Below are 26750 nucleotides of genomic sequence, written 5' to 3'. Positions count from 1 at the left end.
TGGGTACCGGTAACGGTAGACAGCTAACGCGGAGGTGAACCACATGATTCAGAAGCGGATCGCGCAGTGGGCGGTCATGGCGGTCGCCGTGCCGCTGGCGGCGGCCGGCGCGCGCCGGCTCAGCCACACCCTGGAGGCCCGTCGCGGCCCGTCCGGGGTGAGCCGTCTGCTGACCAAGGGCGCCGACCTGGTCCGGCCGCAGAAGGCCAAGCGCCGCCGGTTCTTCTGACCTGCGACGTCCGGCCCGACCGAGCGCCCCGCATCCGGCTTTCCGGCCGGGCGCGGGGCGTTCCGCTCTACGATCGGCGCAGGGCGCGCCGCCGGGTGTGCGCCCGCCACGGGGGTGGAGGATGCGCGAGCTCCGGTACGAGATGACTGCTGCCCTGGCCGCCGCCGACCTGGTGGAGGCGACCCGCCGGGACGCGGTCGCCGCGCTGTGCGCCGACGTGGCGCAGCGGTGGTGCGCCGAGCTGGGGCACACCCCGGCGGTCCGTTCCGGCGAGATCGGCGAACTGGCGGCAGGCGAGCCGGCCGCCGGCTGGGCGCCCGACCCGCACGCCCCGCGAGCCTGGTGAGCGCGGGGTTCACGCCTCCACTTCGGAGCGGTCACCCGCCCAGAGCGTGTGGAACGAGCCGTCCCGGTCCACCCGGTGGTAGGTGTGCGCGCCGAAGTTGTCCCGCAGCCCCTGGATCAGCGCGGCCGGCAGCCGCTGTGCCCGCAGCGCGTCGAAGTAGGCCAGCGACGACCCGAAGGCCGGCGCCGGCACGCCCGCCCGGGCCGCGTCGGCCACCACCCGTCGCCAGGCCGGTACGCCGGCGCTGACCCGCTCGGCGAACCACGGCGCGACCAGCAGCGTCGCCAGGTCCGGCTCCGCGTCGTACGCCTCCCGGATCCGGTCCAGGAAACCGGCCCGGATGATGCAGCCGCCCCGCCAGATGGTGGCCGTGCCGCCCAGGTCGATGTTCCAGTCGTACTCCCGGCTGCCCGCGCGGATGTGGTCGAACCCCTGCGCGTACGCGACGATCTTGCTGGCCAGCAGCGCGCGGCGCACGTCCTCGACGAACGCGTCCCGGTCGTCCACCTGCCACTTGTCGCCCGCGTCGGCGAACACCCGGCGGGCGGCCTCGCGCTGGTCGGCGTGGCCGGACAGCGACCGGGCGAACGTGGCCTCGGCGATGCCGGTGATCGGAATGCCCAGGTCGAGCGCGCTCTGCACGGTCCAGCGGCCGGTGCCCTTCTGCCCGGCCTGGTCGAGCACCACGTCCACGAACGCCTGACCGGTGGCCGCGTCGGTGTGGCCGAGCACGTCGGCGGTGATCTCGATGAGGAACGACCCCAGCTCGCCGCCGTTCCACTCCCGGAAGATCTCCGCGATCTCCGCCGGGCTCGCCGACAGACCGGCCCGCAACAGGTCGTACGCCTCGGCGATGAGCTGCATGTCGGCGTACTCGATGCCGTTGTGCACCATCTTCACGAAGTGGCCCGCGCCGTCCGGCCCGACGTGCCGGCAGCAGGGCTCGCCGTCCACGTGCGCGGCGATCTTTTCGAAGATCGGCCCCAGCTTGCGGTACGACTCCGCCGAACCGCCCGGCATGATGCTCGGGCCGAGCAGCGCGCCCTCCTCGCCGCCGGAAACGCCGGTGCCGACGAAGTGCAGCCCGTGCTCGCGCAGCGCCTCCTCGCGGCGGCGGGTGTCGGCGAAGTGCGCGTTGCCGCAGTCGACGACGATGTCCCCCTCCTCCAGCAGCGGGACCAGCTCGTCGACCACCGCGTCGGTGGGGGCGCCGGCCTTCACCATCACGATCACCGCGCGGGGCCGCTCCAGCGAGCCGACGAAGTCCGCGAGCGACTCCGACGGCACGAACGTGCCCTCGTCGCCGTGCTCGGCGACCAGGGTGCGGGTGCGTTCCGGCGATCGGTTGTGCACCGCCACGGCGAAGCCGTTGCGGGCCAGGTTCCGGGCCAGGTTGCGGCCCATCACCGCCAGACCGGTGACCCCGATCTGCGCCGTCGCCTGCTCTGCCATGCGTACCGCCACCTCTCGTCCGTACTGCCGTGCTGCGACGGTATCGCGGTCGTCGAGGAAGTGGGCCACGGTGTCCACAGGGTGTGACCGGTGGGTGGCCGTACGTCCCGCGGGATGGTCGCGGTAATTCGGGTGCGGGGCGTCCGGTCGGCGGGATAGCGTTACGGCATGCGTAAGTGACGCCCCACCTCCGAGCCCGGTCCACCGCCGCCAGTGCCGTGGACCCGTCCTGCTCCGGGCGTCCGCATCCCTTCCCCGCCACCGTCGGTCGCGGTGTCTGTCGTGATCGGTTCGCACCGGAGCCCTCGCTCGGCGCGTCCCAGTCGGCGCGCCCGCATCACAGGAGGCCCGCGAATGCCCGCGAAGCGCAATCCGAAGAAGTCCCGCAAGCAGTCCTCGCCGCAGGTGACCCCGCCGGCGCTCGACGCGCTCACCGTGGAGCCGCCCGCGATGGTGCTCCCGGCGGAGCCGGTGGCGCCCGCCGTGTCCCTGGACGCGGCGCCGCCTGCCGCTACCGCGCCGGTGGTGTCGCCCGCCATCGACGCGGGGGTGCCCACTGTGGTCGAGGGATCGGTGTCGCTCCCGGAGACGCCGGTCCTGCCCGGCGCATCCGCGACGCCGCCCAGATCGGGCCCGCCGGCAGGGCGGCAGGCCCGGCTCGGCGGCCGGAGCCAGCGCGCCGGCCAGACCCGGTTCTACGCCTTCCGCCGAAGCTGACCGGTAAACCGTTCCAAGCCACCCGCTCGCCCGGGCAGGCCTCATCCGGGGCCGCCCGGGCCCGGGTCCCAGGCGGCCCGACCGTCGGCACCCGCAGAGATCTTGGTACGAAATGGCCCCCATAGGGGCCATTTCGTACCAAGATCTTCGCCAATTGCGGTTGATCATGAGGTTGACGGCGACAAAACGGGCAACCGGTGCCGTCAACTTCATGATCAGCGAGGCGGGGTGAGGTGAGGGCGGCGAGGGACGGGACGGGGAGGGGTCAGCCGATCAGGGGGCGGAAGGTGCCGAGCAGCACGCTGAGCGTCAGCGCCGCGCCGGCGATCAGCGCGGCTCCGATGATCAACAGCGTGTCGGCGAGGACGAAGCGCTGACGGCGGGCGACCGTGCGCGGCGTGCCCGCGTCGAAGCCCCGGGCGTCCATCGCGACGGCGAGTCGGGTGCCGCGCCGGATCGCGCCCACCAGCAGCGTGAACGCGGTGGACCCGAACAGCCGCAGCTTCGCCACCGGGTTGCGGCCGGCGTCCACGCCGCGCGCCCGCCGCGCCATGCTGATCATCCGCCACTCCTGCTCCAGCAGCGGCACCATCCGGAACGCGGCCAGCGCCCCGATGGCGAACCGGGCGGGCGCCTTCGCGTTCTGGATCAGCGCGTCGGCCAGGTCGGTCGGGTCGGTGGTGGCGAACACGACGATGCCGGGCAGCGCCACGGCCAGCATCCGGAGCACCAGACCCAGCGCCGTGACGAGCACACCTTCGGTGACCAGCACCGGACCGGCCTGGAGCAGTACCGGGCCGGAACGGTCGGCGGCGAAGAGCACCAGCGTGACCAGGATGCCGACGGCACCGGCGAGCAGCGGCCAGGCGCGGCGGGCCAGCACCCGGTAGCGGACGCCGAACAGCGGCAGCACCGCGAGTTCGACGGCGATGGCGACGGCCGGAGCCACCGGATCGAGCGTCGCCACCAGGATCAGCGTGAAGACCATCGCGGCAGCCAGTTTCGCCACCGGGTTGCGTCGTGCAAGCGGGGCGCCCGGCGCGGCGACCGGTTCGAGGTTGATCACGAGGACGCCCCGGCGGCGGGACGGTCCAGGGTGAGCGTCCGGTCGGCCAGCGCGACGACGAAGTCCTCGTCGTGGGTCACCGTGACCACGCCGTGCCCGGCGTCGCGCAGCTCGGCCAGCAGGTCGACCAGCTCCAGCCAGGTGCGCCGGTCCTGGCCGAACGTGGGCTCGTCGCAGATCAGCAGGCGGGGCGCGGTGGCCAGGGCCGTCGCCACGCTCAGCCGCCGCGCCTCGCCACCCGAGAGGGTGTACGGGTTGGCGCCGGCCAGCCGGTCCAGCCGCAGCCGGTGCAGCAACTCGTCCACGGTGGCGGTCACCGCAGTCTCGGGCTGACCGGTGCGGCGCGGCCCGAGCGCCAGCTCGTCGCGGACGGTGGCGGTGACGAACTGGTGCTCCGGGTCCTGGAACACCGAACCGATCCGGCGCACCAGCGCGGGGGCCCGCCAGCGGTACGGGGGAGTGCGCGCGTCCCGCCCCGCCAGCTCCGCCGACGCGGTGACGGTCCCCGCCCCGGGTGGCAGCAGGCCGCCCAGGAGCAGCGCCAGCGTGGACTTGCCGGCCCCGTTGGGGCCGAGGACGGCGAGCGCCTCGCCGGCGCGTACCCGGAGGTCGGTGGGGGCCAGCCGGGGTGGCAGCCCGAGCCGCTCGGCGGTGAGCAGCACGTCGCCGGGCGGCGTGGTGGCGTGCCGGGGTGGCGCGACGTGGCCGGGTACCCAGACCCCGGCGGCGGCCAGCGCGTCGCCGTGCGCGGCGAAGACCGCAGCGGGCGGCCCGTCGGCGCGCACCCCGCCGCCCGGTTCCAGCACCACCACGCGGTCGACCAGCGGCAACGCCTCGGTGACCCGGTGCTCGACCAGGATCATCGTGGTGTCCGCGTCGAGCGCGTTCGCGACGGCCCGGCGGATCAGGGCGGCGCCGGCCGGGTCGAGGTTGGCGGTGGGCTCGTCGAGCAGCAGCAGCCCGGGGCGCAGCGCGAGCGTGCCGGCCAGGGCGAGCCGCTGCTGCTCGCCGCCGCTGAGCGCGGCGGTCGGGCGGTCCCGGGGGTACGGGAAGCCGACCCGGTGCAGCGCCTCGTCGACGCGGGGCCAGATCTCCCCGGCGGGTACGCCCCGGTTCTCCAGCCCGAACGCGACGTCGTCACCGGAGCGGGCCATGACGAGCTGGGTCTGCGGATCCTGGAACAGGATGCCGACGCGCTCCCGCGCCTTGCGCGGGTCCAGCCCGTCGATCTCGACGCTGCCCTCCTGCTCGCCGGAGTCCTCCGGCAGCAGGCCGGCCAGCGCGGCCAGCAGCGTGCTCTTACCGGCCCCGGAGGGCCCGAGCAGCAGCACCCGCTCGCGGCTCTCCACGCGCAGATCAACCCCGCGCAGAGCCCAGCGTTTCCGTCCCCCGTGCCGCCACCCGAACCCCCGCAGCACCACCCCGCTCACCGCCCACCCCCTCTCCCGGCCCAGCCTGCGTGATCAAGGAGTTCGCGTCCGGAAAACCGTGCCCGGCGGACGCAAACTCCTTGATCACCGGGGCGGGGGTGGGTGGGAGCGCTAGACCAGGGCGCGGTCGCGGCCGGCGGGGAAGCGGTCCAGCACGCCGGTGTTCGCCAGCGCGCGAGTGAGGACGTGCGCGCCCAGACCGGCGACGATCGTGGCGCTGACGATCGTGATCAGCGCGTACGGGAGGCGGTAGGAGGCGAAGTCGTACGCCTTGTTCCAGTAGACGAAGTCGAAGATCGCCGCGCCGAGGCCGGTCAGCGCGCCGGCCAGCGTCGCCACCGGCAGGCGGAACGAGCGGTACCGGAACGCGGCGAACGCCAGCTCGGCGCCGATGCCCTGCATCAGGCCCTGGAGGATCACGATGCTCGCCCACTGGCTGCCCAGCAGGGCGGAGATGATGGCGGCCACCGTCTCGCAGTACAGGGCGGCGCCCGGCTTGCGGATGATCAGGCCGGCGAGCACCGCCGGGATCAGCCACACGCCGTAGAGCACTGCCTGCGCCGGTGGGAAGAACGCGAACGCCGCGTCGGTGGCGCTCCAGAGCAGGCCCCAGGCCCAGAAGACGACGCCGAAGGCGACGGCGATGACCGAGGCGACGACGATGTCGACGGTACGCCAGCGATTGCTGTCGGTGTGGTTCACGGTTGGCTCCCAGTTCGTCGAGGTGAACCAGGAGAAGACGCACGCCGCGCCCGGTGGTCACCGGACGGCGACGCGGCTGGAGGTCGACCGAACTCCCTGCGCTGGCATTACCCAGATCAGGTTCGAGGGTCTGCGGGCATCGGCCCGCACTCTCAGCGCTGTGCGCTCCCCTGTCGGATGTGAAGTTGTCTCGTCGCAGACGCTAGCACCGACCACGGGCACCGGCCCAGCAGGGCGAGTGTCGGTATGGTGGCGATCATGCTGGTGGATGCGCGGGGACTGACGTTCGAGGTACGCGCCGGCGGCCCCGAGGGCGGTGACCCGGTCCTGCTGCTGCACGGCTTCCCACAGCACTCCGGCGAGTGGGACGCGGTCACGCCCGCGCTGCACGCCGCCGGGCTGCGCACGTACGCGCTCGATCAGCGCGGCTACTCGCCCGGGGCACGGCCGGCGGACGTCGGGGCGTACCGGATTCCGGAGCTGGTGGCCGACGCGGCCGGCGTGCTGGACGCGCTCGGGGTGACCCGCGCGCACCTGGTCGGCCACGACTGGGGCGCGATCGTCGCGTGGGGCCTGGCGGCGGCGCACCCGGAGCGGGTGCAAACGTTGACCGCGGTGTCGGTGCCGCACCCGGCCGCCATGGGCCACGCGCTCGCCACCGACCCCCGGCAGAAGATGAAGTCCGCCTACATCGCGTTGTTCCGCAAGCCCGGTACGGCGGAGCGGGTGCTGCTGGCGCTGAACGCCGCCACGCTGCGCAAGCTGCTCAGCGGTGTGGGCGACGCCGGCGCGGTGGCCCGGTACGCCGAGCCGATGCGCGAGCCGGGGGCGTTGACGGCGGCGCTGAACTGGTACCGCGCGATGACCGGGGCGGACATGAAGGCGGTCGCCCCGGTCGGGGTGCCGACCACGTTCGTGTGGAGCGACAAGGACGTGGCGATCGGCCGGACCGCCGCGCAGGCGTGCGCCGCGCACGTCACCGGTGACTACCGGTTCGTGACGCTGCCCGGTGTCACCCACTGGATCCCGGACGAGGCGCCCGGCCCGCTGGCCGACGCGATCCTCGCCCGGTGCGCAGGAACGGAGGAGGCATGACGGTGAGCGCCGAGGCGTACCTGGCGGTGGTGACGGAGACGATCGGCCGGGTCGCCGCCGAGCAGCGGCAGAACGTGGCCGACGCGGCCGACCTGATCGCGGCGGCGCTGCGCGCCGACGGTGTGGTGCACGCGTTCGGCACCGGGCACTCCGAGGCGCTGGCCATGGAGATCGCCGGGCGGGCCGGCGGGCTGGTGCCCACCAACCGGATCGCGCTGCGGGACCTGGTGCTGGTCGGCGGCGACCCGGCCGACGTGCTCGGCCCGAAGCTGGAACGCGACCCGGCGGTGGCGCACCGCCTCTACGAGCTGGCGCCGATCCGCCCGCAGGACGTGTTCGTGCTCGCCTCGAACTCAGGCGTGAACGGCGCGATGGTCGAGTTCGCGTCCATCGTGAAGGAACGCGGGCACGGGCTGGTGGCGATCACCTCGGCGCAGCACTCGGGCCGGATGACCTCGCGGCACCCGTCCGGCCGCAAGCTCGCCGACTTCGCGGACGTGGTGCTGGACAACGGCGCCCCGTACGGAGACGCGACGCTGCCGCTGCCGGGCGGCGGCGCGGTGGGCGCGGTCTCGTCGATCACCGCGGCGCTGCTGGCCCAGCAGATCGTCGCCGAGGTGGTGGCCCGGCTGGTCGCCGCGGGGGAGCGTCCGCCGGTCTACCTGTCCGCGAACATCACCGGCGGCGACGAGCACAACGCCGAGCTGGAGGCACGGTACGCGGGGCGCATCCGCCGCGGCTCCTGAGGCGGTTTCGCGATCGCCCGGACGGGGCACAGGCGGTGCGCCGGTGGGCGTTTCCCGCCGGCCGTGCCGTCTCCCGGGGAGGTCCGCGAGTGTCCAAGGAATCCGAGAAGCAGCGCTGGCAGCGCAACTTCGCCGACCTGTTGCAGGAGCTGCGGGTCGCGCAGACCGGTGTGCAGATCCTGTTCGCCTTCCTGCTGACGCTGCCGTTCAGCGCCGGGTTCGACCGGACCACCGAGTTCCAGCGGGACGTCTACATTCTGGCGCTGCTGACCGCCGCCGCGTCCGCCGCGATGATCATTTCTCCGGTCGCGTTCCACCGGGCGCTGTTCCGCCAGGGACGCAAGCCGGAACTGGTGCGCTTCGCCCACCGGATGGCCACCGGCGGCCTGTTCTTCATGCTGATCGCGATGGTCAGCTCGGTCCTGCTGGTCTCCGACTTCGTGCTGGACCGGCCGATCGCGTTCCTGCTCAGCGCGCTCACCGGGGTCTGGTTCCTGATCTTCTGGGCGGTCCTGCCGTTCAGCCGCCGCAACTGGGGCGACGACGACATCGACGACGAGGACGACAGCCCGCAGTCGCTGACCGACTGACCGTCCGCCAAATCGGACGTGCACGCGGCGCTACCCCTGGGTAACACCCGGGGGTAGCGTCGTTTTCGTCGAGCGCGTCGACGCAGCCGGACCGACGAGGAGGCAGCCGTGACCACGACACAGAACAGCCGGCCCGAGTCCCCCGACGGCGCGGGGCCGCTGCCCACCGAGGCGGGCCAGGTCACCGAGAAGGAGGCCCGCCAGGTCGCCGAGGCGGCCCGCGAGTCGGCCTGGGACCGGCCCAGCTTCGGCAAGGAGCTGTTCCTCGGCCGGTTCCGCCTCGACCTGATCGACCCCTGGCCCCGCCCCGACCCGGCCGACGTGGCCCGCGCGGACGAGTTCCTCGGAGCGCTGCGCACGTACCTGGGGTCCGAGGTGGACGGCGAGGCGATCGAGCGGGACGCCCGCATCCCCGACGAGGTGTTCCACGGCCTGGCCGGGCTCGGCGCGTTCGGCATGAAGATCGACCGGAAGTACGGCGGGCTCGGGCTGAGCAACCTGCACTACTGCCGGGCGCTGATGCTCGTCGGCTCGGTGAACCCGGCGGTGAGCGCGCTGCTCTCCGCGCACCAGTCGATCGGCGTGCCGCAGCCGCTGAAGATGTTCGGCACGCCCGAGCAGAAGGAACGCTTCCTGCCCCGGCTCGCCGCCGGTGAGGTCTCCGCGTTCCTGCTCACCGAGCCGGACGTCGGCTCCGACCCGGCCCGGCTCGCCACCATCGCCGAGCCCACCGCCGACGGCACGGGCTACCGGCTCAACGGGGTGAAACTCTGGGCCACCAACGGCACGCTCGCCACCCTGCTCGTGGTGATGGCCCGGGTACCGGCCGGCGAGGGACGGCGCGGCGGCATCACCGCGTTCGTGGTGGAGGGCGACAGCGACGGCATCACCGTCGAGCGGCGCAACTCCTTCGTCGGGCTGCGCGGTCTGGAGAACAGCCTCACCCGGTTCCACGACGTCTTCGTGCCGGCCGAGAACGTGATCGGCGGCGAGGGCAAGGGCCTGAAGATCGCGCTGACCACGTTGAACACCGGCCGGCTCTCGCTGCCGGCCATGTGCGTGGGCGCCGGGAAGTGGGCGCTGAACGTGGCCCGGGAGTGGGCGGCGGACCGGGTCCAGTGGGGCCGCCCGGTGGCCGAGCACGAGGCGGTGGCGAAGAAGCTGTCGTTCATCGCCGCCACCACGTACGGCATGGAGTCCATGCTCGACCTGTCCTGCATGCTCGCCGACGACGACCGCAACGACATCCGCATCGAGGCGGCGCTGGTCAAGCTCTACGCCAGCGAGATGGCCTGGCGGATCGCCGACGAGCTGATCCAGATCCGCGGCGGACGCGGGTACGAGACGGCCGACTCGCTCGCCGCCCGGGGTGAACGGCCGGCCGCCGTCGAGCAGCTCCTGCGCGACCTGCGGATCAACCGGATCTTCGAGGGCTCCACCGAGATCATGCACCTGCTGATCGCGCGGGAGGCGGTCGACGCGCACCTGTCCGTCGCGGGCGACATCATCGACCCCGACGCCGGGCTGGGCCGCAAGGCGAAGGCGGGCGCGCGGGCCGGCGCCTTCTACGCGAAGTGGCTGCCCACGCTCGCCGTCGGCAAGGGGCAGACGCCCGGGGCGTACCAGGAGTTCGGGCCGCTGGCCGGGCACCTGCGCCACGTCGAGCGGACCTCCCGCAAGCTGGCCCGGTCGACGTTCTACGCCATGTCCCGGTGGCAGGGAAAGATGGAGCGCAAGCAGGCGTTCCTCGGCCGGGTGGTGGACATCGGCGCGGAGCTGTTCGCGATGAGCGCCGTCTGCGTCCGGGCCCACGCCGAGCGGGACGCGCACCCGGAGAACGTCGAGCTGGCCGACCTGTTCTGCCGTCAGGCCCGGCTGCGCGTCGACGAGCTGTTCACCGGCCTGTGGTCGAACACCGACTCGGTCGACGTAGCAGCCGCCAAGCGCATCGTCGCCGGCCGGTACGCCTCGCTGGAGGACGGCGTCCTCACGCCGCCCGCCGACCTGCCCTGGGTCGCGCGCTGGGAACCCGGCCCGTCCACCGCCGAGGACGTCCGCCGCCGGATTCCGCCCGCGGGCTGACCGCCGACCGACGCCGGCTGGCCGTGCCCCGCCCTCGCGCCGGGGCACGGGCGGCCCGGCGCCGCGCGCCTCAGCGTCCGCGCAACCCCAGGCCGCGCAGCTCCAGCGCGGCGAGCGCGTCGACTGTCTCGTCGTCGCCGCGCCGCCACGCCTCGGCGACGTCCGGCGCGATCCGGGTCAGCTTCGACAGCGGCTGGCCGGCCAGCACGCGCAGCGCCAGCAGGTCCCGGCCGGCCGGCACGCCGGCCAGGGCCTTCGCCGCGCCGGCCCGGCGCATCCAGCGCACCCGCAGCGGCAGCCAGCCGAACAGCACCAGGCCGAGCGGGAACACCAGCACCGCGATGGTCAGCCCGAGCGCCAGCTGCCCGACCAGCTCCTGCTGGTCGCGGCCCGCCTCGGCGACCGCGCGGGCGGCGTCGGCGGCCCGGGTGAACGGCGCGGTCAGCTCGTCGCCGACGATCGGCACCCGGCCAACCTTGCCGCCGGCGTCGGCCAGGTTGTCGGCGAGCCCACCGCCGGCCCCCTCCAGCTTCTGCCCGGGTACGGCGAGCTTCTCGACCACGTCGTGCAGCCACAGCGCGAAGCGGATCGCCGCGTACACCCAGGCGACCACGAGCAGGTCGGTGAGGAACTGGCGGACGGCGGTGGGAAAACGGTCGGCGTAAATCTTCACGCCGGACAGCCTGCCACGACGCGGGCGCCCCGGCACGAGACAGTTTCGCGCCTCAGGACGGCCCTTCACCGGCGTGGCTGACCGCGTCCGCCACGATGTGCGCGACGTGGTCGTCCACCAGGGCGTACGCGATCTCCCGGCCGCGCCGCGACCCGCGTACCACCCCGGCGCCGCGCAGCACGCGCAGGTGCTGGGAGACCAGCGGCTGCGGCGCGCCGAGCTTCTCGACCAGTTCGTGCACGCAGCGCTCGCCCTCGGCCAGTTCGCTCACGATCGCGAGCCGGATCGGGGCCGAGAGCGCGCGCAGCAGGTCACCCGCACCCTCGAAGGCGTCGTACCCGTTCGTGCCGGTCACGCTGTAACGGTAACCAATCCCAGCTGCGTCAGCCGGTAGGGCCTCATCCGAGCAGCACCTCGTGCTCGGCGGGCTCGGCCGGCGGCGCGACCCGGTCGTTCCCGGTCCGGCGCCGCACCGCCCGCACCCCGGCCGCGCCGAGCGCGACCAGCAGGAACGAGCCGATCGCCACCAGCACCACCGACGCGCCGGGCGCGGTGTCGGCGGTGGCCGCGACCCAGACCCCGGCGCCGGCGGCGAACAGCCCCAGCGCCATGGCCGCCGCCATGGTGGACCGGAAGCCCCGGGTCACCTGCTGCGCGGCGGCCACCGGCACCACCATCAGCGCGCTGATCAGCAGCACGCCGACCGCCCGCATGGCGATCGTCACCGTGATCGCGGTGCCGACCGCGATGATCAGGTTCAGCGCGCGTACCGGCAGGCCGGAGACGCGCGCGTACTCCTCGTCGTGGCAGACCGCGAACAGCGCCGGACGCAGCACCAGCATGGTCACCAGCAGCGCCGCGCCGAGCACGCCGATGGTGACCAGGTCACCCTGCGAGGTGGTGGTCAGCGACCCGAACAGGTACGCGTTGAGCGCCCCGCTGCTGGCGTCGGAGAGCCCGACCAGCACCACGCCACCGGCGATGCCGCCGTAGAACAGCAGCGCCAGCGCCAGGTCGCCGGAGGTGCGCCCGTACGCCCGGACCAGCTCGATGACGATCGCGCCGAGCGTCGCGGCGATCACCGCCACCAGCACGGGGGAGCGGTTGAGCAGCAGGCCCGCGCCGACGCCGGTGAGCGCCACGTGCCCGATGCCGTCGCCGATCAGGGCCAGCCGCCGCTGCACCAGGTAGATGCCGAGCGCGGGCGCGGCCAGCCCGATGATCAGCGCGCCGACCAGGGCGCGGAGCATGAAGTCGTACTGGAAGAGGTCCATCTCAGATGCCTGTCCAGAGCCGGGCGGGCTCCTCGTCGCAGTGCGGGTGCACGTGCTCGTGGTCGGGGTCGGCGTGGTGGCCGGCGGGTTCCGGCACCGCGCCGTCGTGGGCGATGCCGCCCTGGTGCACCACCACGGCCCGGCTGATCAGCGGGCGCAGCGGGCCCAGCTCGTGCGCGACGAGCAGCACCGTGCCGCCGCCGTCGCGGAACGAGCGCAGCGCCCCGGCGAACGCCTCCTGGCTGGCCGCGTCCACCCCGGCGGTCGGCTCGTCGAGCACCAGCAGCTCCGGCCCGCCGGCCAGCGCGCGGGCGATCAGGGTGCGCTGCTGCTGGCCGCCGGAGAGCGTGGACACCGGGTCACCGGCCCGGTCGGCGAGCCCGACCGCGTCCAGCGCCGCCGCCACCGCCTCCCGGTCCGCCCGTCCGGCGGGCCGCAGCACGCCGCGGCGGGCCAGCCGCCCGGACGCCACCACCTCGCGCACGGTGGCGGGCACTCCGCTGCCCGCGCCGAGCCGCTGCGGCACGTACCCGATGCGGTGCCACTGCCGGAAGCGGCGCTGCGGCGTGCCGAACAGGGCGACCGACCCGGCGCCGACCGGCACCAGGCCGAGCGCGGCGCGCACGAGCGTCGACTTGCCGGAGCCGTTGGCGCCGAGCACGGCGACCACCTCGCCGGCGGTCACTGTCAGCGAGACGTCGCGCAGCACCGGGCGGCCGTCGTAGCCGACTGTGGCGTGCGCGATCTCGATCACGGGTGAGGTCATGAACAGTCCAGGGCGGTTCGCAGGGTCTGCAGGTTGGCGCGCATCGCGGAGAGGTAGTCGCCGTCGGCGGGCGGGCCCTCCAGCGGGTCCAGCACCGCCGTCTTCGCGCCCACCTCGCGCGCGATCGTCTCGGCGACCTTCGGGCTGACCAGCGTCTCGAAGAAGATCGTGCCGGCCTGGTGCTCGCGGGCCTCCTCGGCGACCTCGGCGAGGCGCTGCGGGGACGGCTCGGACTCCGGGGTGAGCCCGCTGATGCCGATCTGCTCCAGCTGGTAGCGCTCGGTGAGGTAGCCGAACGCGGCGTGGCTGGTCACGATCTCCCGGCGCGCGCAGGTGCGCAGGCCGTCGGTGAACTCGGTGTCCAGCTTCGTCAGCTCGGCGCGCAGCGCGCCGGCGCGGGCGGTGTAGTCGGCGGCGTGCTCCGGGTCGGCCCTGCCGAGGCGCTCGGCGAGCTTGTCGCCGATGGTGGCCAGCCGGGTCGGGTCGAGCCAGACGTGCGGGTCCTTGCCGCCGCCCTCCCCGGAGTGCCCGGCCTCGCCCTCGTGGTCGTGGTCGTGACCACCGGCGGCGGCGTCGCGCAGCGGCGTGACGCCCGCCACGTCGAACGCGCGGTCGCCGCCGTTCTGCTCCACCGCCTCGTCCACCGCCGGCTGGAAGCCGCTGAGGTAGACGACCACGTCGGCGTCGACGACCTGGCCGACCTGCCGCGGGTTGAGTTCCAGGTCGTGCGGCTCCGCGCCGGGCTTGGTCAGGTTGCTGACCGTGACAGTGTCGCCGCCGATCCGCTCGGACAGGAACTGCAGCGGGTAGAACGCGGCCACCACGCCGACCTTGCCCGGCTCGCTCGCGGCACCCGTGCCGTCCGCGCAGGCGGTCAGGCCGGCGGCGGCGAGCAGGGCGGTGGCTGCGGCGGTCAGGATACGGCGAGGTGCGCGAACGGTCATGGGCTCAACTGTCCGCGACAACGAAAACTATTGTCAAAAACGCATGATTGCATGTCAGCGCAGGTCAGCTCGGCTCTGCTCCCGCACTCAGCCGACCATGAGCTTCGCCAGCGCCACCGTGATCAACAGGGTGAGCATCACCAGCCGGAGAATCCGGGTCGCCGGGGCCTGCACCGGCCAGGTGACCGACATCAGCCAGACCAGGCCGCCGGCCAGCGCCAGCAGCAGGACGCCGCCCGCCGGGCCGGGCGCGAAGAGGCCGACCAGCATCAGGGCCAGTACGGCGAGGAACACCGCCGTCGGGTTGAGCCGTGCCAACCGGGACAGCACGGGACTCTGCGTACGCTGCATGCCACAAACTCTACGAGGAGGAACGCCGTGCTGGTCACCAACCGGTTCGTGGTGGAAGCCGAAACGGTGGACGAGTTCACCCGGGAGGCGCACGCCGCGCTGGCCGCGCTGGCCGCCCGCCCCGGCTACCTGCGCGGTGAGCTGCTCCGCGCGCTCGACGATCCGGACCACTGGCTCCTGGCCACCGAGTGGGAGTCGGTCGGGGCGTACCGGCGGGCGCTCGGCGGGTTCGACGTCAAGGTCGCCGCCGTGCCGCTGCTCGCCCGATCGGTGGACGAGCCGTCGGCGTACGAGACGCTCGCCGGCGCCGCCCCCGAGGGGGAGATCGTCGTCGTCGCCAGCGATCGGGCCGCAGGTCCTTACCGGTGAGTGCCGGGGCACTACCCTGGCGCGTATGACCGCTCCCGGACCGGCCGCGCCACCCCCGTCGTCAGTGCCGCCCGCGCCGCCGGCGGACCCGGGGACACCCGCGCCGCCGCAGGGGCCCGGCGCCGCGCCGCCGTTCGCCGCCCCGCCCACCGAGGGCGGGCGGACCCGGCTCTGGCTCGGCCTCGGCGCCGGCGCGCTGGCCGTGCTGATCTGCTGCGGCGGGGGCGGCGCGGCGGTGGTCGGCCTGGCGGTGAGCAACGCCCAGGCGATCGGCGAGCAGGGCCGGGCCGTCACCAGCGACTACTACCAGGCGCTCGTGGCCCGGGAGTGGTCCAAGGCGTACGACACGCTCTGCGCCGACCTCCGCCGACGCGAGCCCCGGCGGGAGTTCGAGCGGCGGGTGGCCACCGAGCCGCAGATCTCCGGCTACCGGGTCGGCGAGGTCGACATCACCACGCTCACCGTGCCCGTGGACGTCACGCTGGCCGGCGGCCGGCGGGAGGCGCAGACCGTGACACTGGCCCCGGACCAGCAGACGGGCGGCGTGGAGGTCTGCGGGGTGAGCTGACCGGCCCCCGGTATTCTGCTGGGCCCGGGACGAACACGGTCGTACCGTTGTCCCGAACAGCCCGGTTCCATCCATCTCAACCGCGCCGACCGCCAGCCGGCGTAGGAGGAAACATGCCAGCCGACCGTATCGACGCCGTCACCAGCCTCGCCAAGCGCCGGGGCTTCGTCTTTCCCTCCAGCGAGATCTACGGGGGCACCCGGTCGGCCTGGGACTACGGTCCGCTCGGCGTCGAGCTGAAGGAGAACGTCCGCCGGCAGTGGTGGCGCACCATGGTGCAGCAGCGCGACGACGTCGTCGGCCTCGACTCGGCTGTCATCCTGGCCCGCAAGGTCTGGGAGGCCAGCGGCCACATCGCCGAGTTCGTCGACCCGCTCACCGAGTGCCAGTCCTGCCACAAGCGGTTCCGGGCAGACCACCTGGAAGAGGCGTACGAGGCCAAGCACGGCAAGCCGCTGACCTCGCTGACGGAGCTGAACTGCCCCAACTGCGGCAACAAGGGCACCTTCACCGAGCCGAAGATGTTCAACGGCCTGATGAAGACCTACCTGGGCCCGGTGGAGAGCGACGAGGGCATGCACTACCTGCGCCCGGAGACCGCCCAGGGCATCTTCGTCAACTACAAGAACGTCGAGACGGTCGCCCGCAAGAAGCCGCCGTTCGGCATCGCGCAGACCGGCAAGTCGTTCCGCAACGAGATCACCCCGGGCAACTTCATCTTCCGGACGCGCGAGTTCGAGCAGATGGAGATGGAGTTCTTCGTCGAGCCCGGCACCGACGAGCAGTGGCACGAGTACTGGCTCTCCGAGCGCTGGAACTGGTACCTCGACCTCGGCCTGTCCGAGGAGAACCTGCGCTTCTACGAGCACCCCAAGGAGAAGCTCTCCCACTACTCGAAGCGCACCGTCGACATCGAGTACCGGTTCCGGTTCGGCGGCAGCGAGTTCGCCGAGCTGGAGGGCATCGCCAACCGCACCGACTTCGACCTGTCCACGCACAGCAAGCACTCCGGCGTCGACCTGTCGTACTTCGACCAGGGCAAGGGCGAGCGCTGGATGCCGTACGTGATCGAGCCGGCCGCCGGTCTCACCCGCGCGGTGCTGGCGTTCCTGCTGGAGGCGTACGACGAGGACGAGGCGCCGAACACCAAGGGCGGCGTGGACAAGCGCACGGTCATGCGCTTCGACCCGCGGCTCGCCCCGGTCAAGGTCGCGGTGCTGCCGCTGTCGCGCAACGAGGCGCTGTCGCCGAAGGCCAAGCAGCTCGCCACCGACCTGCGCAAGCGCTGGGTGGTCGAGTTCGACGACTCGCAGGCGATCGGCCGCCGCTACCGCCGGCAGGACGAGATCGGCACGCCGTTCTGCGTCACGGTCGACTTCGACACGCTCGACGACAACGCGGTGACGGTCCGGAACCGGGACACCATGGCCCAGGAGCGCGTCTCGCTGGACCAGGTCGAGCGCTACCTGATCGAGCGCCTCCCCGGCTGCTGAGCTTGATGTAAGGAAGGGCCCCTTCTTAGAACTCCTAACTTTGGGTGCGTTGGAGTTGGCGCCAGCAGATGAGGGCGCAGGCGAGGCTGAGGAAGGCTTGGTGGATGTCGTCGCGGATTTCCCAGCGGATGCGCAGGCGGCGGAACCAGTGCAGCCAGGCGATGGTGCGTTCGACGACCCAGCGTCGGGTGCCGAGGCCAGAGCCGTGGGGTGTGCCGCGTCGGGCGATGACGGGGGTGACGCCGCGGGCCCGGATCTGTTGGCGGTGGCTGTCGTAGTCGTAGCCCCGATCGGCATACAGCCGGTCGGGGCGCCGCCGTGGCGGGCCGGGGCGTCCGCCGATCGGGGGGATGGCGTCGAGCAGGGCGGTGGTCTGGGTGGAGTCGTGGCGGTTGCCGCCGGTCAGCGTGACCGCGAGAGGGATGCCGCCGGCGTCGGTGATGACGTGGTGTTTCGAGCCAGGCTTGCGGCGGTCGACCGGGCTCGGACCAGTTTTGGGCCGCCCTTGAGCGCCCGGATGTGGGAGCCGTCGATCACCGCCCTCGACATGTCCAACTGGCCCGCGCCGCGCAGCCGGGCCAGCAGCACCTCGTGCAGCCGTTGCCACACCCCCGCCTGGTTCCAGTCCCGCAACCTGCGCCAGCAGGTCATCCCGGAGCCGAACCCGAGTTCCTGGGGCAGGTACTCCCACGGGATCGCGGTGTAGAGCACGAACAAGATCCCGCACAGCACCTTGCGGTCATCCAGCGGCTTGCGCCCCGGGTACCGGCGGCGGCGTGGTGGGCGGGGTGGCAGCAGCGGTGCGATCTCGGCCCACAACTCATCCGAGACGATCCACGGCGGCTGCTCACCCCTCCTCACGTCCAGACGAAACGACCCTCACATCCGGTCGGTTACGCCCAACATCATTAAGTTAGGACCTCTTAACGCCTGGCGTAGAGAAGGGGCCCCTTCTTAACACCCGTCACCCGGGGGAGATCGGCTCCGCCCGTACACCGGTCCGGGTGCCCACGCCGCGCCGGGCCGCGTACGCGTCCTCCACCGTGCGCCGCACGCGGCCCGGCTCCCGGCGGATCTGCGCCGGCGTGAAGTGCAGGACGAGCACCCCGTGCCGGCTCAGCTCGTTGTGCCGGTCCAGCGTCCGCGCCCAGTCGGCCGGGCTGAGGTGGTACTCCCGCGAGTCGACCTCCAGCGCCACCGCGCACTCGGCGAGGTAGCCGTCCGGCGTCGGCAGCCGGGCGCCGTCGGCCGCCGACAGCCGCGGATTCCACAGGATCTCGCTGAGCACGCGGCTGCTGCCCAGGCACTCCCGCAGCTCCGTCTCCGGCGCCGAGCGGACCCCGTCGGTGATCTCCGCGAACGCCTTCCGGATCAGGGCGGTGCGGCTGCGCCGGGCCCGCCGGATCTCCGCGTCCAGGCTGTCCAGGTCGGTGAAGCCGCGCTGCACCGCCTCGGCCACCGTCGCCCGTACCGGCCGCAGGTGGCGCAGGTCGCGGGCGGCGTCCACCACCGCCCGCGCCGGCGAGCACACCGGGTACAGCGCGGTCCGCCGGGCCCGCGGATCAAGCTCCAGGGCCCGCGCGATCACCGCGTGACCGGCCGAGCGGCGTCGCACGTGGTGCGGCAGGATCAGGTGTACGTCAGCGGTGCGCGGGCTGTGCCGGAAGCCGTACCAGATGAGGGCGGCCAGGCCGGTGAGCTGCGCGTCGGCGCCCGCGTAGAGCGCCGCCGAGATGCGTCGCTGCTCGTCGGTGAGGGTGCCGCTGACGAGCGCGTACGTCGCCGGCAGCACGCGCTGCCACAGGCCGCGCCGGGTCTGCCGGTACAGGTACATGTCGTCGAATCCGACGCCGAGAAGCTGCGTCCGCGTGACGATCTGCTGCTGGCGTTCCGCCAGGTCGCTGAGTTCGGGTGGCTGTTCAGGCATGCGCGGCAGCCTGCGCCCTCGACCGCTTCTCTTCCGGCCCGCGCGCCCGCCCTGTGGACACCGGGCCCTGGTGTGGAGAACCGTCTCGTGGCGGGCCGGCTGTGATATGGGTCCTGTTAAGAAGGGGCCCTTGCACTACCGGAGACGTTAAGAAGGGCCCTTCCTTACACTTGGGCGGTGACTGCCCCGACGCTGCCCGCGCTGACCATCGGCCCGCACCAGGTGTGGCCGCCGGTGGTGCTCGCGCCGATGGCCGGGATCACCAACGTCGGCTTCCGCCGGCTCTGCCGCGAGCAGGGCGGCGGCATCTACGTCTGCGAGATGATCACCACCCGGGCGCTCGTCGAGCGGAACCCCAAGACGCTCCGCATGATCGCCTTCGGCGCCGAGGAGCAGCCCCGCAGCCTCCAGCTCTACGGCACCGACCCGGAGATCACCGCCGCCGCCGTGCGGATCGTGGTCGAGCGTGACCTCGCCGACCACATCGACCTGAACTTCGGCTGCCCCGTACCCAAGGTCACCCGCCGTGGCGGCGGCTCGGCCCTGCCGTGGCGCCGCCGGCTCTTCGCCCGGCTGGTCAAGGCAGCTGTCGACGCCGCGTCACCCGCCGGGGTGCCGGTCACCGTCAAGATGCGCAAGGGCATCGACGACGACCACCTGACGTACGTCGAGGCGGGCCTCGCCGCGCAGGACGCGGGCGTCGCGGCGGTCGCCCTGCACGGGCGTACGGCCGCGCAGCGCTACTCCGGCACCGCCGACTGGGACGCGATCGCCACGCTCAAGGCGGCCCTCGACGTGCCGGTGCTCGGCAACGGCGACATCTGGGAGGCCGACGACGCGCTGCGGATGGTCGCGCACACCGGCGTCGACGGCGTGGTGATCGGGCGCGGCTGCCTGGGCCGGCCGTGGCTCTTCGCCGACCTGGAGGCCGCGTTCAACGGCAGCCCGCAACGGCGGCTGCCCTCGCTCGGCGAGGTGGCGGTGACCATGCGCCGACACGCCGAGCTGCTGGTGGAGCAGTTCGTGGCCGGCGCCCGCAACCCGGCCCGGGGCGAGCGGGACGGCTGCACCGACTTCCGCAAGCACGTCGCCTGGTACCTCAAGGGCTTCCCGATCGGCAGCGAGCTGCGCCGCTCGCTCGCCATGATCGAGAGCCTGGCGCAGCTCGACGACCTGCTCGGCAAGCTCGACCCGGCCGTACCGTTCCCGGTGGAGAACCTGGGCCAGCCGCGCGGCCGCACCAACTCCCCGGGCAAGGTGTTCCTGCCCGACGGGTGGCTGGCCAGCCGCGACGACGACACCCCGCCGGACGGCGCCGAGCTGGACGACTCCGGCGGCTGACCCCTGACACGACGAAGGGCCCGACCCCGCAGTGGGGGTCGGGCCCTTCGTCATCGGGTCAGGAGCTGTAGCCGCGGCTGGCGATCCAGCGGGCGAGCTCGTCGACGTCCATCCGGTAGGAGGCCTGGGTCGGGTTGGCCGAGTCGGCGATCGTCACGATCTTCCCGCCGTCGCGGTAGCCCACCACGCTGATGTAGTGGCCGCCCTCGAAGGAGTGGGCGTTGCCGTCGGTGTCGGTGGCGGTGCCGGCGATGTTGGCCACCACGGCACGGCCGTCGTCGACGGTCTTGACCACGTCGGCGCGCAGCTTGTCGACCTTGTCGCGGTCGCGGGCCTTGTCCACGGGGATCTCGGTGGACTTGTAGACGTCCTTGCCGGTCTCCTTGTTCAGGATCGGGGTGATGTCGTTGATGGAGTTGGTGCCGGCCTCGGTGGTGCCCATCTCCTTGGCCATGGCGTGCACGTCGATGTTCTTGCCCTGCACGCTCAGCGCGTTACGGGCGGCGGCGGGGCCGCAGAAGTAGAAGTTGGGCTGCGCCTCGTAGCGCACGTCCAGCTCCCGCTCGCCGTGCTTGCGGTCGGTGGTGACCTGGGCGGCGGCGCGCTCGGCCGGGGTGGCCTGGGCGGCGATCGCGGGACCGGCGATGCCACCGGCGGTGGCGACGACACCGGCAGCGGTCAGAACGGTCTTGCGCAGCAGAGTGGTAGCCATGATCAGTTGCCTCTCTGTCGGGGGTACGCGGCGATGGGGGATGCCGCGGAAGTCGAAGGGGCCCGGTGTGTGCTTCGGGCCGGTGGCCTGCACGGGCGACCAGGGGGTGGCCTGCTCCGGCGGCTCGGGGATGTAACGACCGGCGGCCCGGGGTCATTCCCGGCGGGCGTCGCCCGGTCTGGCGGCCTGCTCGACAGGCGCTTCGGCCTGCTCGGCGACCCGGGGATGTAACGACCGGCGTACCGACCTGATTCCCTGCCCGCTGGGGGCGGGCCGGGGTGGTCGGCGGGGTGCGGCGCGGTCTGCCATGTACAACGCCCCGCACTCGGCCCCGATTCCGGCCCAGCCGTGGCGCCCACCACCCCGAATCCGGACAATCCACCCAACGCCCGCTCGCTCGGCGGTTGATCAAGGAGTTTGTGTCCTGAGGCGGGCCCATAACGAACACAAGCTCCTTGATCGCCGGGGTGGGCTGCGGTGATCAAGGAGTTTGTGTCAGTCGAACGCCCCGAACGGCCACAAATCCTTGGTCAACACGTGCTTGGCCGTCCCGCCCGGCAGGATCGACTCCAGCTCGCCGAAGTGGTGGTGTCGAGGAGGCTCTGATGCCACCACCTCGGCGAGATTGTGTTGATCAAGGGTGCTGATGCCGCCACTTCGGAGAAGTGGAGTCGATCAAGCCGCAGTGGGTGCCCTTTTGTTCGAGTTGTCCGTATCAGGGCCAGGTGCTGTTGAGGATCTTGAAGGTTCGGGCCCCTCCGGCGAATTCGAACCGAGATCTCGGACCGGCTTCGGTGATCATGAGGTTGGCGGCGTTTTGTGTCCGGTTTGTCGCCGTCAACTTCATGATCGGCTCGGGCTGTCCTCCGGGTGTGGGCGGGGGGTGGGGATGGACGAGGGGGTGGAGGGCCAGGGGATGTCGGGGGCGGTGTGGAAGGTGATGCCGGCGGTGGTCCAGCGCGGGCCGTGGCCGGCGAGCCGCACGCGGAACCGGGACCAGTCGTGCGTGGCGCGCGGTGACCAGCCCAGCTCCGCGACAGCGGGCAGGCGGGGGAAGAGCATGTACTCGACCTCGGCCCGCGTACTCACCGACTCGGTCCACAGCGGCGCCTCCACGCCCAGCACGGCCTCGGCCGGTACGCCCCGCACGTGGGTGCCCGGATCCCACTCGTACGCCCGGCGCACGTCGATGAGGCCCGCCCAGTCGTGCCCGATCGGAGTGTCCGGCGCGTACTTCATGTCCAGGTACGCGTGGTTGGCGGGGGAGAGGATCAGCCGGGCGCCCCGGCGTACCGCGTCGGCCGTCTCCGGGTCGTCGCCGTTCGTGCCCCACCACTGCAGGACTCGCCCGTCGACGTGCCCGGCCGGGGCGAGCTGGTGCCAGCCGACGACCGTCTTGCCGGTGGCCTGCACCAGCCGCTGCGCCCGCTCCACGAAGGCGCGGTAGCTCTCGGCCGGCACCTTGAACGCCTCGTCGCCGCCGAGGTGCAGCCACGGCCCCGGCGTCAGCGCGGCCACCTCGCCGACCACGTCGGCGACGAAGGCGTACGTCCGTTCGTCTTCGGGGTCGACGTAGCTGAACCCGACCTCGGTGCCGGTGTACGGCGGGGGCGCGACCTTGCCGGGCGCCAGTTCGGGGTACGCGACGAGCGCCGCGTTGGTGTGGCCGGGCAGGTCGATCTCGGGCACCACAGTGACGTGGCGGCGGGCGGCGTACGTGACGATGCGCCGGTAGTCGTCCCCGGAGTACCAGCCGCCGGGGCCGCCGCCGACAGCCGTCGCGCCGCCGACCTCGGTGAGCCGGGGCCAGGAGTCGACGGCGATGCGCCAGCCCTGGTCGTCGGTGAGGTGCAGGTGCAGGTGGTTGAGCTTGTAGCGGGCCAGGTGGTCGACCATCCGCAGCACGTCCTCGACGGCGAAGAAGTGCCGGGCCACGTCGAGCATGGCGCCCCGGTAGGGGAAGCGCGGACGGTCGACGATAGTGCCGCCGGGCACGGCCCAGCGCGCGGCGACCGGCGTACGGTTCTCGATCGCCGCCGGCAGGAGCTGTCGCAGCGTCTGCGCGCCGTGGAACAAGCCGGCCGAGGTGGCGGCGGTGATCCGGACGCCGGTGGCGGCCACGTCGAGGCGGTAGCCCTCGTCCCCGAGCCCGTCGCCGACCGACCCGCCGGAGCCGTCGTCGGTCGCCCGGGTCCCGGGAGCAGCGTCCGGAGCGGACGGCGACAGCGTGAGCGTCAGCGGGCCGTCCTGGCCGGCGGGCGCGTCGGCGACCGGCAGCGGGAAGCCGGTGGCCGGGCGCAGCCAGTCGGCGAGCTGTTCGGCCACGTCCCGCCCGGCGGGGCTGACCCGAAGCGCCGCGTCCGCGCTCAGCGTGAAGTCGCCCGCGGGGTCCGGGAACACCTGCTCGGGCGCGGGCACCACGTCGTCGAGCCGGACCGGCGCCGGCCCGGCCAGCGCCTCGGCGGCCCGGCCCGCGGCGACACGCGCCAGCTCGGCGGCGGCCGTCGGCACGCCGGGCAGCACCTCACCCGCGGCACCGGGCACGCCTTCGCCCGCCGCCGCGTCGGCGGACCGCACCGCACCGGCGGGCGCTGCCACGTCGGCCGCCGCCGCACCGGCCGAGGGCGCCGCGTCGGCGGACGGCGGGGCCTGGTCGTGGGTGGACGTGCTGGTGGGGCGGGTGTCGGTCGGCTCCGGCCCGGTCTCCGGGGCGGTGGGTGTGGTCGGCACGGCGACGGCTCCGAGGGGTGTATTCGCGCGGGATATGGCAAAGGTGAGGATCCGCGAGACGCAGTGAGTCAAGAGTACGAGAGGAACGGTAATTGCGTGATCGTGCTCGTGGAAGCGTTCCCAACAACCCGTACGAACGCGCATAGTGGCGACCGTTGTGCCGAAAGTCACCGAACGCTCCCAGGTTTCACGAAACTGGCCTAGCCTTCGGCCCACCGACGCTGACGAGCCGGGATTACCGGTGGTCACTCCCGGGGTATGTCCGAACTAAACCTTCGTTAAGTGTCAATGGCGCGCGTTGGAGGCTCTGGTGGAAGCGCAGGAATCGGGCGAGCACAAGTACGTGTACGACTTCGCCGAGGGCAACAAGGATCTGAAGGATCTGCTCGGCGGCAAGGGGGCCAACCTGGCCGAGATGACCAACCTCGGCCTGCCGGTTCCGCCCGGCTTCACGATCACCACCGAGGCGTGCAAGGCGTACCTGACGACCGGGCGTGAGCCCGACGGCCTGGCCGCGCAGATCGAGGCGCACCTGGAGTCCCTGGAGCGCGAGATGGGCCGCCGCCTCGGCGATCCGGACGACCCGCTGCTGGTCTCGGTACGCTCCGGCGCCAAGTTCTCCATGCCCGGCATGATGGAGACCGTCCTCAACGTGGGCCTCAACGACCGCAGCGTCGAAGGACTCGCACGACAGGCCGGCGGCAGTGCTGACCGGGCCGCCTCCGGCGGCGCAGACAGGTTCGCCTGGGACTCCTACCGCCGGCTGATCCAGATGTTCGGCAAGACCGTCTGCGAGGTGCCGGGCGAGGAGTTCGAGCACGCGCTGGACGAGATCAAGAGCGCCAAGGGTACGCACAACGACCTCGACCTGGACGCCGACGACCTGCGCGGGCTGGTCGACGCGTACAAGAAGATCTTCGCCAAGCACACCGGCCGCGAGTTCCCGCAGGAGCCGCGCGAGCAGCTCGACCTCGCCATCCGCGCGGTCTTCGACTCGTGGAACGCGGAGCGGGCGGTGCTCTACCGCCGGCAGGAGCGCATCCCGGCCGACCTGGGCACCGCCGTCAACGTGGTGGCCATGGTCTTCGGCAACCTCGGGCCCGACTCGGGTACCGGCGTCGCGTTCACCCGCGACCCGGGCAGCGGCGCGCAGGGCATCTACGGCGACTACCTGGCGAACGCGCAGGGCGAGGACGTGGTGGCCGGCATCCGCAACACGGTGCCGTTGCAGGAGCTGGAGCAGCTCGACAAGACCTCCTACGACCAGTTGCTCGGCATCATGGCCCGGCTGGAGGAGCACTACAAGGACCTCTGCGACATCGAGTTCACCATCGAGCGCGGCAAGCTCTGGATGCTCCAGACCCGGGTCGGCAAGCGCACCGCCGCAGCCGCGTTCGTCATCGCCGGGCAGCTCGTCGACGAGGGCCTGATCGACCTGGACGAGGCGCTGCACCGGGTCAACGGCGCGCAGCTCGCCCAGCTCATGTTCCCGCGCTTCCAGCTCGACCACGAGTTCGAGCCGGTGGCCAAGGGCATCGGCGCCTCCCCGGGCGCCGCGTCCGGCAAGGTCGTCTTCACCTCGGCCCGCGCGGTCGAGCTGGCCGCCGAGGGCGAGGCGGTGATCCTGGTCCGCCGGGAGACCAACCCGGACGACCTCAACGGCATGATCGCCGCCAAGGGCATTCTCACCTCCCGGGGCGGCAAGACCAGCCACGCCGCGGTGGTGGCCCGCGGCATGGGCAAGACCTGCGTCTCCGGCGCGGACGAGCTGGAGGTCAACGTACCGGCGAAGAAGTTCACTGTGGGCGGGCACGTGGTGAACGAGGGCGACGTGGTCTCGATCGACGGCACCACCGGCAAGGTGTACCTCGGCGAGGTGCCGGTCATGCCGTCGGAGGTGGTGCAGTACTTCGAGGGCGAACTCGACCCGGAGACCATCGACGATGCGCTGGTCCGCGCCGTACACCGGATCATGACGCACGCCGACGCCGCGCGGCGGCTGCGGGTACGCACGAACGCCGACACCGGCGCGGACGCGGCCCGGGCCCGGCGCTTCGGCGCCGAGGGCATCGGGCTGTGCCGCACCGAGCACATGTTCCTCGGCGACCGCCGCGAGCTGGTCGAGCGGCTCATCCTCGCCTCCGGCGAGCGGGAGCGGGAGGACGCGCTCGCCGCGCTGCTGCCGCTGCAGCGGGCCGACTTCATCGAGATCTTCCGGGAGATGGACGGCCTGCCGGTCACCGTGCGGCTGATCGACCCGCCGCTGCACGAGTTCCTGCCCCCGCTGGAGCAGCTCGCGGTCAACGTCGCGGTGGCCCAGGAACGCGGCGAGGACGTCGCGAAGGAGGAGGCGCTGCTCGCCGCCGTCCGGCGGATGCACGAGGAGAACCCGATGCTGGGCCTGCGCGGCGTCCGGCTCGGCCTGGTCATCCCGGGCCTGTTCGCCATGCAGGTCCGCGCGATCGCCGAGGCCGCCGTGGCCGTCGTCCGCGACGGCGGCACGGCCTGCCCGGAGATCATGGTGCCGCTCGTCGGGGCCGTGCAGGAGCTGGAGACGGTACGCGCCGAGGCCGAGCGGATCATCGCCGAGGTGGTCGGGGACAGCGGCGTCGAGGTGCTGATCGGCACGATGATCGAGGTGCCCCGGGCGGCGCTGACCGCCGGGCAGATCGCCGAGGCGGCGGAGTTCTTCTCCTTCGGCACCAACGACCTGACCCAGATGGGCTGGGGCTTCTCCCGCGACGACGTGGAGGGCGCGTTCTTCTGGCGCTACCTGGAGCTGGGCATCTTCGGCATCTCGCCGTTCGAGTCGATCGACACCGACGGCGTCGGCCGACTGATCCGCATCGCCGCCGAGGAGGGCCGGGCGGCCCGCCCCGGCCTGAAGCTCGGCGTCTGCGGCGAGCACGGCGGTGACCCGGACTCGGTGCACTTCTTCCACTCCGTCGGGCTGGACTACGTCTCCTGCTCGCCGTTCCGGGTGCCGGTGGCGCGCCTGGAGGCCGGACGGGCCGCGATCACCACCGCCGGCTCCGACTCCCGCTGACGAGGACGCGGGGCCGCCGGTGTCCATCGACGGCCCCGCGTACCGCCCGGCGCGCCTTTCCGGCCACCTCGGCGTAACCTGAGCTTCCGCCGCGTGTCGAT

26 protein-coding genes and 1 riboswitch are annotated in these 26750 nt (G+C 72.8%); of the genes, 12 read left to right on the top strand and 14 right to left on the bottom strand.

Features of this window, described 5'->3' with window-relative positions:
• The first annotated feature begins 43 nt into the window (after nt 1-43).
• Complete coding sequence (locus MicB006_RS19155) at nt 44-229, top strand: hypothetical protein (RefSeq protein ID WP_073831832.1); 186 nt, start codon at nt 44-46, stop codon at nt 227-229.
• A 121-nt stretch (nt 230-350) separates the two neighbouring features.
• Nucleotides 351-575: a thioredoxin reductase gene (locus MicB006_RS19150; protein WP_073831831.1), complete on the top strand. Its 225-nt coding sequence runs from the start codon at nt 351-353 to the stop codon at nt 573-575.
• A gap of 9 nt (nt 576-584) precedes the next feature.
• Here the strand turns inward: MicB006_RS19150 and gndA are convergent, their stop codons facing one another.
• Nucleotides 585-2027, bottom strand: coding sequence for an NADP-dependent phosphogluconate dehydrogenase (gene gndA, locus MicB006_RS19145; RefSeq protein ID WP_116511609.1), 1443 nt, complete (start codon nt 2025-2027; stop codon nt 585-587).
• Nucleotides 2028-2381: 354 nt separating this feature from the next.
• Here gndA and MicB006_RS19140 point away from each other — a divergent pair, with 354 nt between their 5' ends.
• Nucleotides 2382-2744 carry a hypothetical protein gene (locus MicB006_RS19140; protein WP_116507944.1) on the top strand — a complete coding sequence of 121 codons (363 nt, stop codon included), beginning with the start codon at nt 2382-2384 and terminating at the stop codon, nt 2742-2744.
• A gap of 265 nt (nt 2745-3009) precedes the next feature.
• Here MicB006_RS19140 and MicB006_RS19135 read toward each other — a convergent pair whose 3' ends face one another.
• From MicB006_RS19135 to MicB006_RS19125, 3 genes are all read right to left on the bottom strand, one after another.
• On the bottom strand, nt 3010-3810 hold the full coding sequence (locus MicB006_RS19135) for an energy-coupling factor transporter transmembrane protein EcfT (RefSeq protein WP_116507942.1): 801 nt from the start codon (nt 3808-3810) through the stop codon (nt 3010-3012).
• Nucleotides 3807-5240, bottom strand: coding sequence for an ABC transporter ATP-binding protein (locus tag MicB006_RS19130; protein WP_116507940.1), 1434 nt, complete (start codon nt 5238-5240; stop codon nt 3807-3809). The genes MicB006_RS19135 and MicB006_RS19130 overlap by 4 nt, the downstream gene beginning before the upstream one ends.
• Nucleotides 5241-5351: 111 nt before the next feature.
• Entirely contained in the window at nt 5352-5942 is a 591-nt protein-coding gene (locus tag MicB006_RS19125) for an ECF transporter S component (protein WP_116507938.1), read from the bottom strand.
• A gap of 75 nt (nt 5943-6017) precedes the next feature.
• Nucleotides 6018-6124, bottom strand: a riboswitch (TPP riboswitch).
• Between the two features lie 76 nt (nt 6125-6200).
• Between MicB006_RS19125 and MicB006_RS19120 the strand changes: the two genes are divergently transcribed.
• The 4 genes from MicB006_RS19120 (at nt 6201) to MicB006_RS19105 (ending at nt 10455) form a co-directional block, all read left to right on the top strand.
• Nucleotides 6201-7037 (top strand): alpha/beta fold hydrolase, encoded by an 837-nt coding sequence (locus MicB006_RS19120; protein WP_192900099.1) that lies wholly within the window; start codon nt 6201-6203, stop codon nt 7035-7037.
• A complete protein-coding gene (locus tag MicB006_RS19115) occupies nt 7034-7783 on the top strand; it encodes a sugar isomerase domain-containing protein (protein ID WP_116507934.1) in 750 nt (249 codons plus the stop codon). The genes MicB006_RS19120 and MicB006_RS19115 overlap by 4 nt, the downstream gene beginning before the upstream one ends.
• A gap of 89 nt (nt 7784-7872) precedes the next feature.
• Nucleotides 7873-8373 (top strand): DUF6328 family protein, encoded by a 501-nt coding sequence (locus tag MicB006_RS19110; RefSeq protein ID WP_116507932.1) that lies wholly within the window; start codon nt 7873-7875, stop codon nt 8371-8373.
• Nucleotides 8374-8481: 108 nt separating this feature from the next.
• Complete coding sequence (locus MicB006_RS19105) at nt 8482-10455, top strand: acyl-CoA dehydrogenase family protein (RefSeq protein ID WP_116507930.1); 1974 nt, start codon at nt 8482-8484, stop codon at nt 10453-10455.
• A gap of 70 nt (nt 10456-10525) precedes the next feature.
• Here MicB006_RS19105 and MicB006_RS19100 read toward each other — a convergent pair whose 3' ends face one another.
• The 6 genes from MicB006_RS19100 to MicB006_RS19075 all read right to left on the bottom strand — a co-directional run bounded on the left by MicB006_RS19100 (nt 10526) and on the right by MicB006_RS19075 (nt 14463).
• Complete coding sequence (locus MicB006_RS19100) at nt 10526-11128, bottom strand: hypothetical protein (protein ID WP_116507929.1); 603 nt, start codon at nt 11126-11128, stop codon at nt 10526-10528.
• A 52-nt stretch (nt 11129-11180) separates the two neighbouring features.
• Nucleotides 11181-11483 carry a metalloregulator ArsR/SmtB family transcription factor gene (locus MicB006_RS19095; RefSeq protein WP_030503145.1) on the bottom strand — a complete coding sequence of 101 codons (303 nt, stop codon included), beginning with the start codon at nt 11481-11483 and terminating at the stop codon, nt 11181-11183.
• Nucleotides 11484-11526: 43 nt separating this feature from the next.
• A complete protein-coding gene (locus MicB006_RS19090) occupies nt 11527-12402 on the bottom strand; it encodes a metal ABC transporter permease (protein ID WP_116507927.1) in 876 nt (291 codons plus the stop codon).
• A gap of 1 nt (nt 12403) precedes the next feature.
• On the bottom strand, nt 12404-13168 hold the full coding sequence (locus tag MicB006_RS19085) for a metal ABC transporter ATP-binding protein (protein ID WP_116507925.1): 765 nt from the start codon (nt 13166-13168) through the stop codon (nt 12404-12406).
• Nucleotides 13165-14112 (bottom strand): metal ABC transporter substrate-binding protein, encoded by a 948-nt coding sequence (locus MicB006_RS19080; RefSeq protein WP_116507923.1) that lies wholly within the window; start codon nt 14110-14112, stop codon nt 13165-13167. Before MicB006_RS19080 ends, MicB006_RS19085 begins: the two co-directional genes overlap by 4 nt.
• A gap of 87 nt (nt 14113-14199) precedes the next feature.
• Nucleotides 14200-14463, bottom strand: coding sequence for a DUF6703 family protein (locus MicB006_RS19075; RefSeq protein WP_073831194.1), 264 nt, complete (start codon nt 14461-14463; stop codon nt 14200-14202).
• Between the two features lie 27 nt (nt 14464-14490).
• Between MicB006_RS19075 and MicB006_RS19070 the strand changes: the two genes are divergently transcribed.
• From MicB006_RS19070 to MicB006_RS19060, 3 genes are all read left to right on the top strand, one after another.
• Nucleotides 14491-14832 (top strand): antibiotic biosynthesis monooxygenase, encoded by a 342-nt coding sequence (locus tag MicB006_RS19070; protein ID WP_116507921.1) that lies wholly within the window; start codon nt 14491-14493, stop codon nt 14830-14832.
• Nucleotides 14833-14857: 25 nt separating this feature from the next.
• Complete coding sequence (locus MicB006_RS19065; protein WP_225980419.1) at nt 14858-15400, top strand: hypothetical protein; 543 nt, start codon at nt 14858-14860, stop codon at nt 15398-15400.
• A 113-nt stretch (nt 15401-15513) separates the two neighbouring features.
• Nucleotides 15514-16893, top strand: a complete 1380-nt coding sequence (locus tag MicB006_RS19060; RefSeq protein ID WP_013475540.1) for a glycine--tRNA ligase — start codon at nt 15514-15516, stop codon at nt 16891-16893.
• A 34-nt stretch (nt 16894-16927) separates the two neighbouring features.
• On the opposite strand, the gene MicB006_RS19055 is transcribed toward MicB006_RS19060, so the two are convergent.
• Nucleotides 16928-17727 (bottom strand): IS5 family transposase gene (locus MicB006_RS19055; RefSeq protein ID WP_210893946.1). Its coding sequence is split into 2 segments (ribosomal slippage): nt 16928-17391 and nt 17391-17727, totalling 801 coding nucleotides; the frame shifts between segments, so codons are not numbered across the junction.
• 130 nt (nt 17728-17857) lie between these two features.
• Nucleotides 17858-18820 (bottom strand): type IV toxin-antitoxin system AbiEi family antitoxin domain-containing protein, encoded by a 963-nt coding sequence (locus tag MicB006_RS19050; protein WP_116507917.1) that lies wholly within the window; start codon nt 18818-18820, stop codon nt 17858-17860.
• 177 nt (nt 18821-18997) lie between these two features.
• Between MicB006_RS19050 and dusB the strand changes: the two genes are divergently transcribed.
• Complete coding sequence (dusB, locus tag MicB006_RS19045) at nt 18998-20161, top strand: tRNA dihydrouridine synthase DusB (RefSeq protein WP_073831198.1); 1164 nt, start codon at nt 18998-19000, stop codon at nt 20159-20161.
• Nucleotides 20162-20219: 58 nt separating this feature from the next.
• Here the strand turns inward: dusB and MicB006_RS19040 are convergent, their stop codons facing one another.
• Nucleotides 20220-20873, bottom strand: coding sequence for a C39 family peptidase (locus tag MicB006_RS19040; protein WP_116507915.1), 654 nt, complete (start codon nt 20871-20873; stop codon nt 20220-20222).
• An 843-nt stretch (nt 20874-21716) separates the two neighbouring features.
• A complete protein-coding gene (locus MicB006_RS19035; RefSeq protein WP_370013353.1) occupies nt 21717-23603 on the bottom strand; it encodes a beta-N-acetylhexosaminidase in 1887 nt (628 codons plus the stop codon).
• Nucleotides 23604-23913: 310 nt separating this feature from the next.
• Here MicB006_RS19035 and ppdK point away from each other — a divergent pair, with 310 nt between their 5' ends.
• Nucleotides 23914-26649 carry a pyruvate, phosphate dikinase gene (ppdK, locus tag MicB006_RS19030; protein ID WP_116507913.1) on the top strand — a complete coding sequence of 912 codons (2736 nt, stop codon included), beginning with the start codon at nt 23914-23916 and terminating at the stop codon, nt 26647-26649.
• The last annotated feature ends 101 nt before the right edge of the window (nt 26650-26750 follow it).

It is taken from the genome of Micromonospora sp. B006, from assembly GCF_003408515.1.
GTDB lineage: Bacteria > Actinomycetota > Actinomycetes > Mycobacteriales > Micromonosporaceae > Micromonospora > Micromonospora echinospora_A.
The sequence above is the reverse complement of the archived record's forward strand: the minus strand, read 5'-3'. Positions and strand labels throughout refer to the sequence as shown.

What these genes read in the sequence shown, in the direction of transcription:
- MicB006_RS19155 (WP_073831832.1), top strand. Translation starts at nt 44, where the DNA reads ATGATTCAGAAGCGGATCGCGCAGTGGGCGGTCATGGCGGTCGCCGTG.
- MicB006_RS19050 (WP_116507917.1), bottom strand. Translation starts at nt 18,820, where the DNA reads ATGCCTGAACAGCCACCCGAACTCAGCGACCTGGCGGAACGCCAGCAG.
- MicB006_RS19075 (WP_073831194.1), bottom strand. Translation starts at nt 14,463, where the DNA reads ATGCAGCGTACGCAGAGTCCCGTGCTGTCCCGGTTGGCACGGCTCAAC.
- MicB006_RS19080 (WP_116507923.1), bottom strand. Translation starts at nt 14,112, where the DNA reads ATGACCGTTCGCGCACCTCGCCGTATCCTGACCGCCGCAGCCACCGCC.
- MicB006_RS19115 (WP_116507934.1), top strand. Translation starts at nt 7,034, where the DNA reads ATGACGGTGAGCGCCGAGGCGTACCTGGCGGTGGTGACGGAGACGATC.
- MicB006_RS19150 (WP_073831831.1), top strand. Translation starts at nt 351, where the DNA reads ATGCGCGAGCTCCGGTACGAGATGACTGCTGCCCTGGCCGCCGCCGAC.
- MicB006_RS19140 (WP_116507944.1), top strand. Translation starts at nt 2,382, where the DNA reads ATGCCCGCGAAGCGCAATCCGAAGAAGTCCCGCAAGCAGTCCTCGCCG.
- MicB006_RS19065 (WP_225980419.1), top strand. Translation starts at nt 14,858, where the DNA reads ATGACCGCTCCCGGACCGGCCGCGCCACCCCCGTCGTCAGTGCCGCCC.
- MicB006_RS19060 (WP_013475540.1), top strand. Translation starts at nt 15,514, where the DNA reads ATGCCAGCCGACCGTATCGACGCCGTCACCAGCCTCGCCAAGCGCCGG.
- MicB006_RS19085 (WP_116507925.1), bottom strand. Translation starts at nt 13,168, where the DNA reads ATGACCTCACCCGTGATCGAGATCGCGCACGCCACAGTCGGCTACGAC.
- MicB006_RS19120 (WP_192900099.1), top strand. Translation starts at nt 6,201, where the DNA reads ATGCTGGTGGATGCGCGGGGACTGACGTTCGAGGTACGCGCCGGCGGC.
- gndA (WP_116511609.1), bottom strand. Translation starts at nt 2,027, where the DNA reads ATGGCAGAGCAGGCGACGGCGCAGATCGGGGTCACCGGTCTGGCGGTG.
- MicB006_RS19040 (WP_116507915.1), bottom strand. Translation starts at nt 20,873, where the DNA reads ATGGCTACCACTCTGCTGCGCAAGACCGTTCTGACCGCTGCCGGTGTC.
- MicB006_RS19090 (WP_116507927.1), bottom strand. Translation starts at nt 12,402, where the DNA reads ATGGACCTCTTCCAGTACGACTTCATGCTCCGCGCCCTGGTCGGCGCG.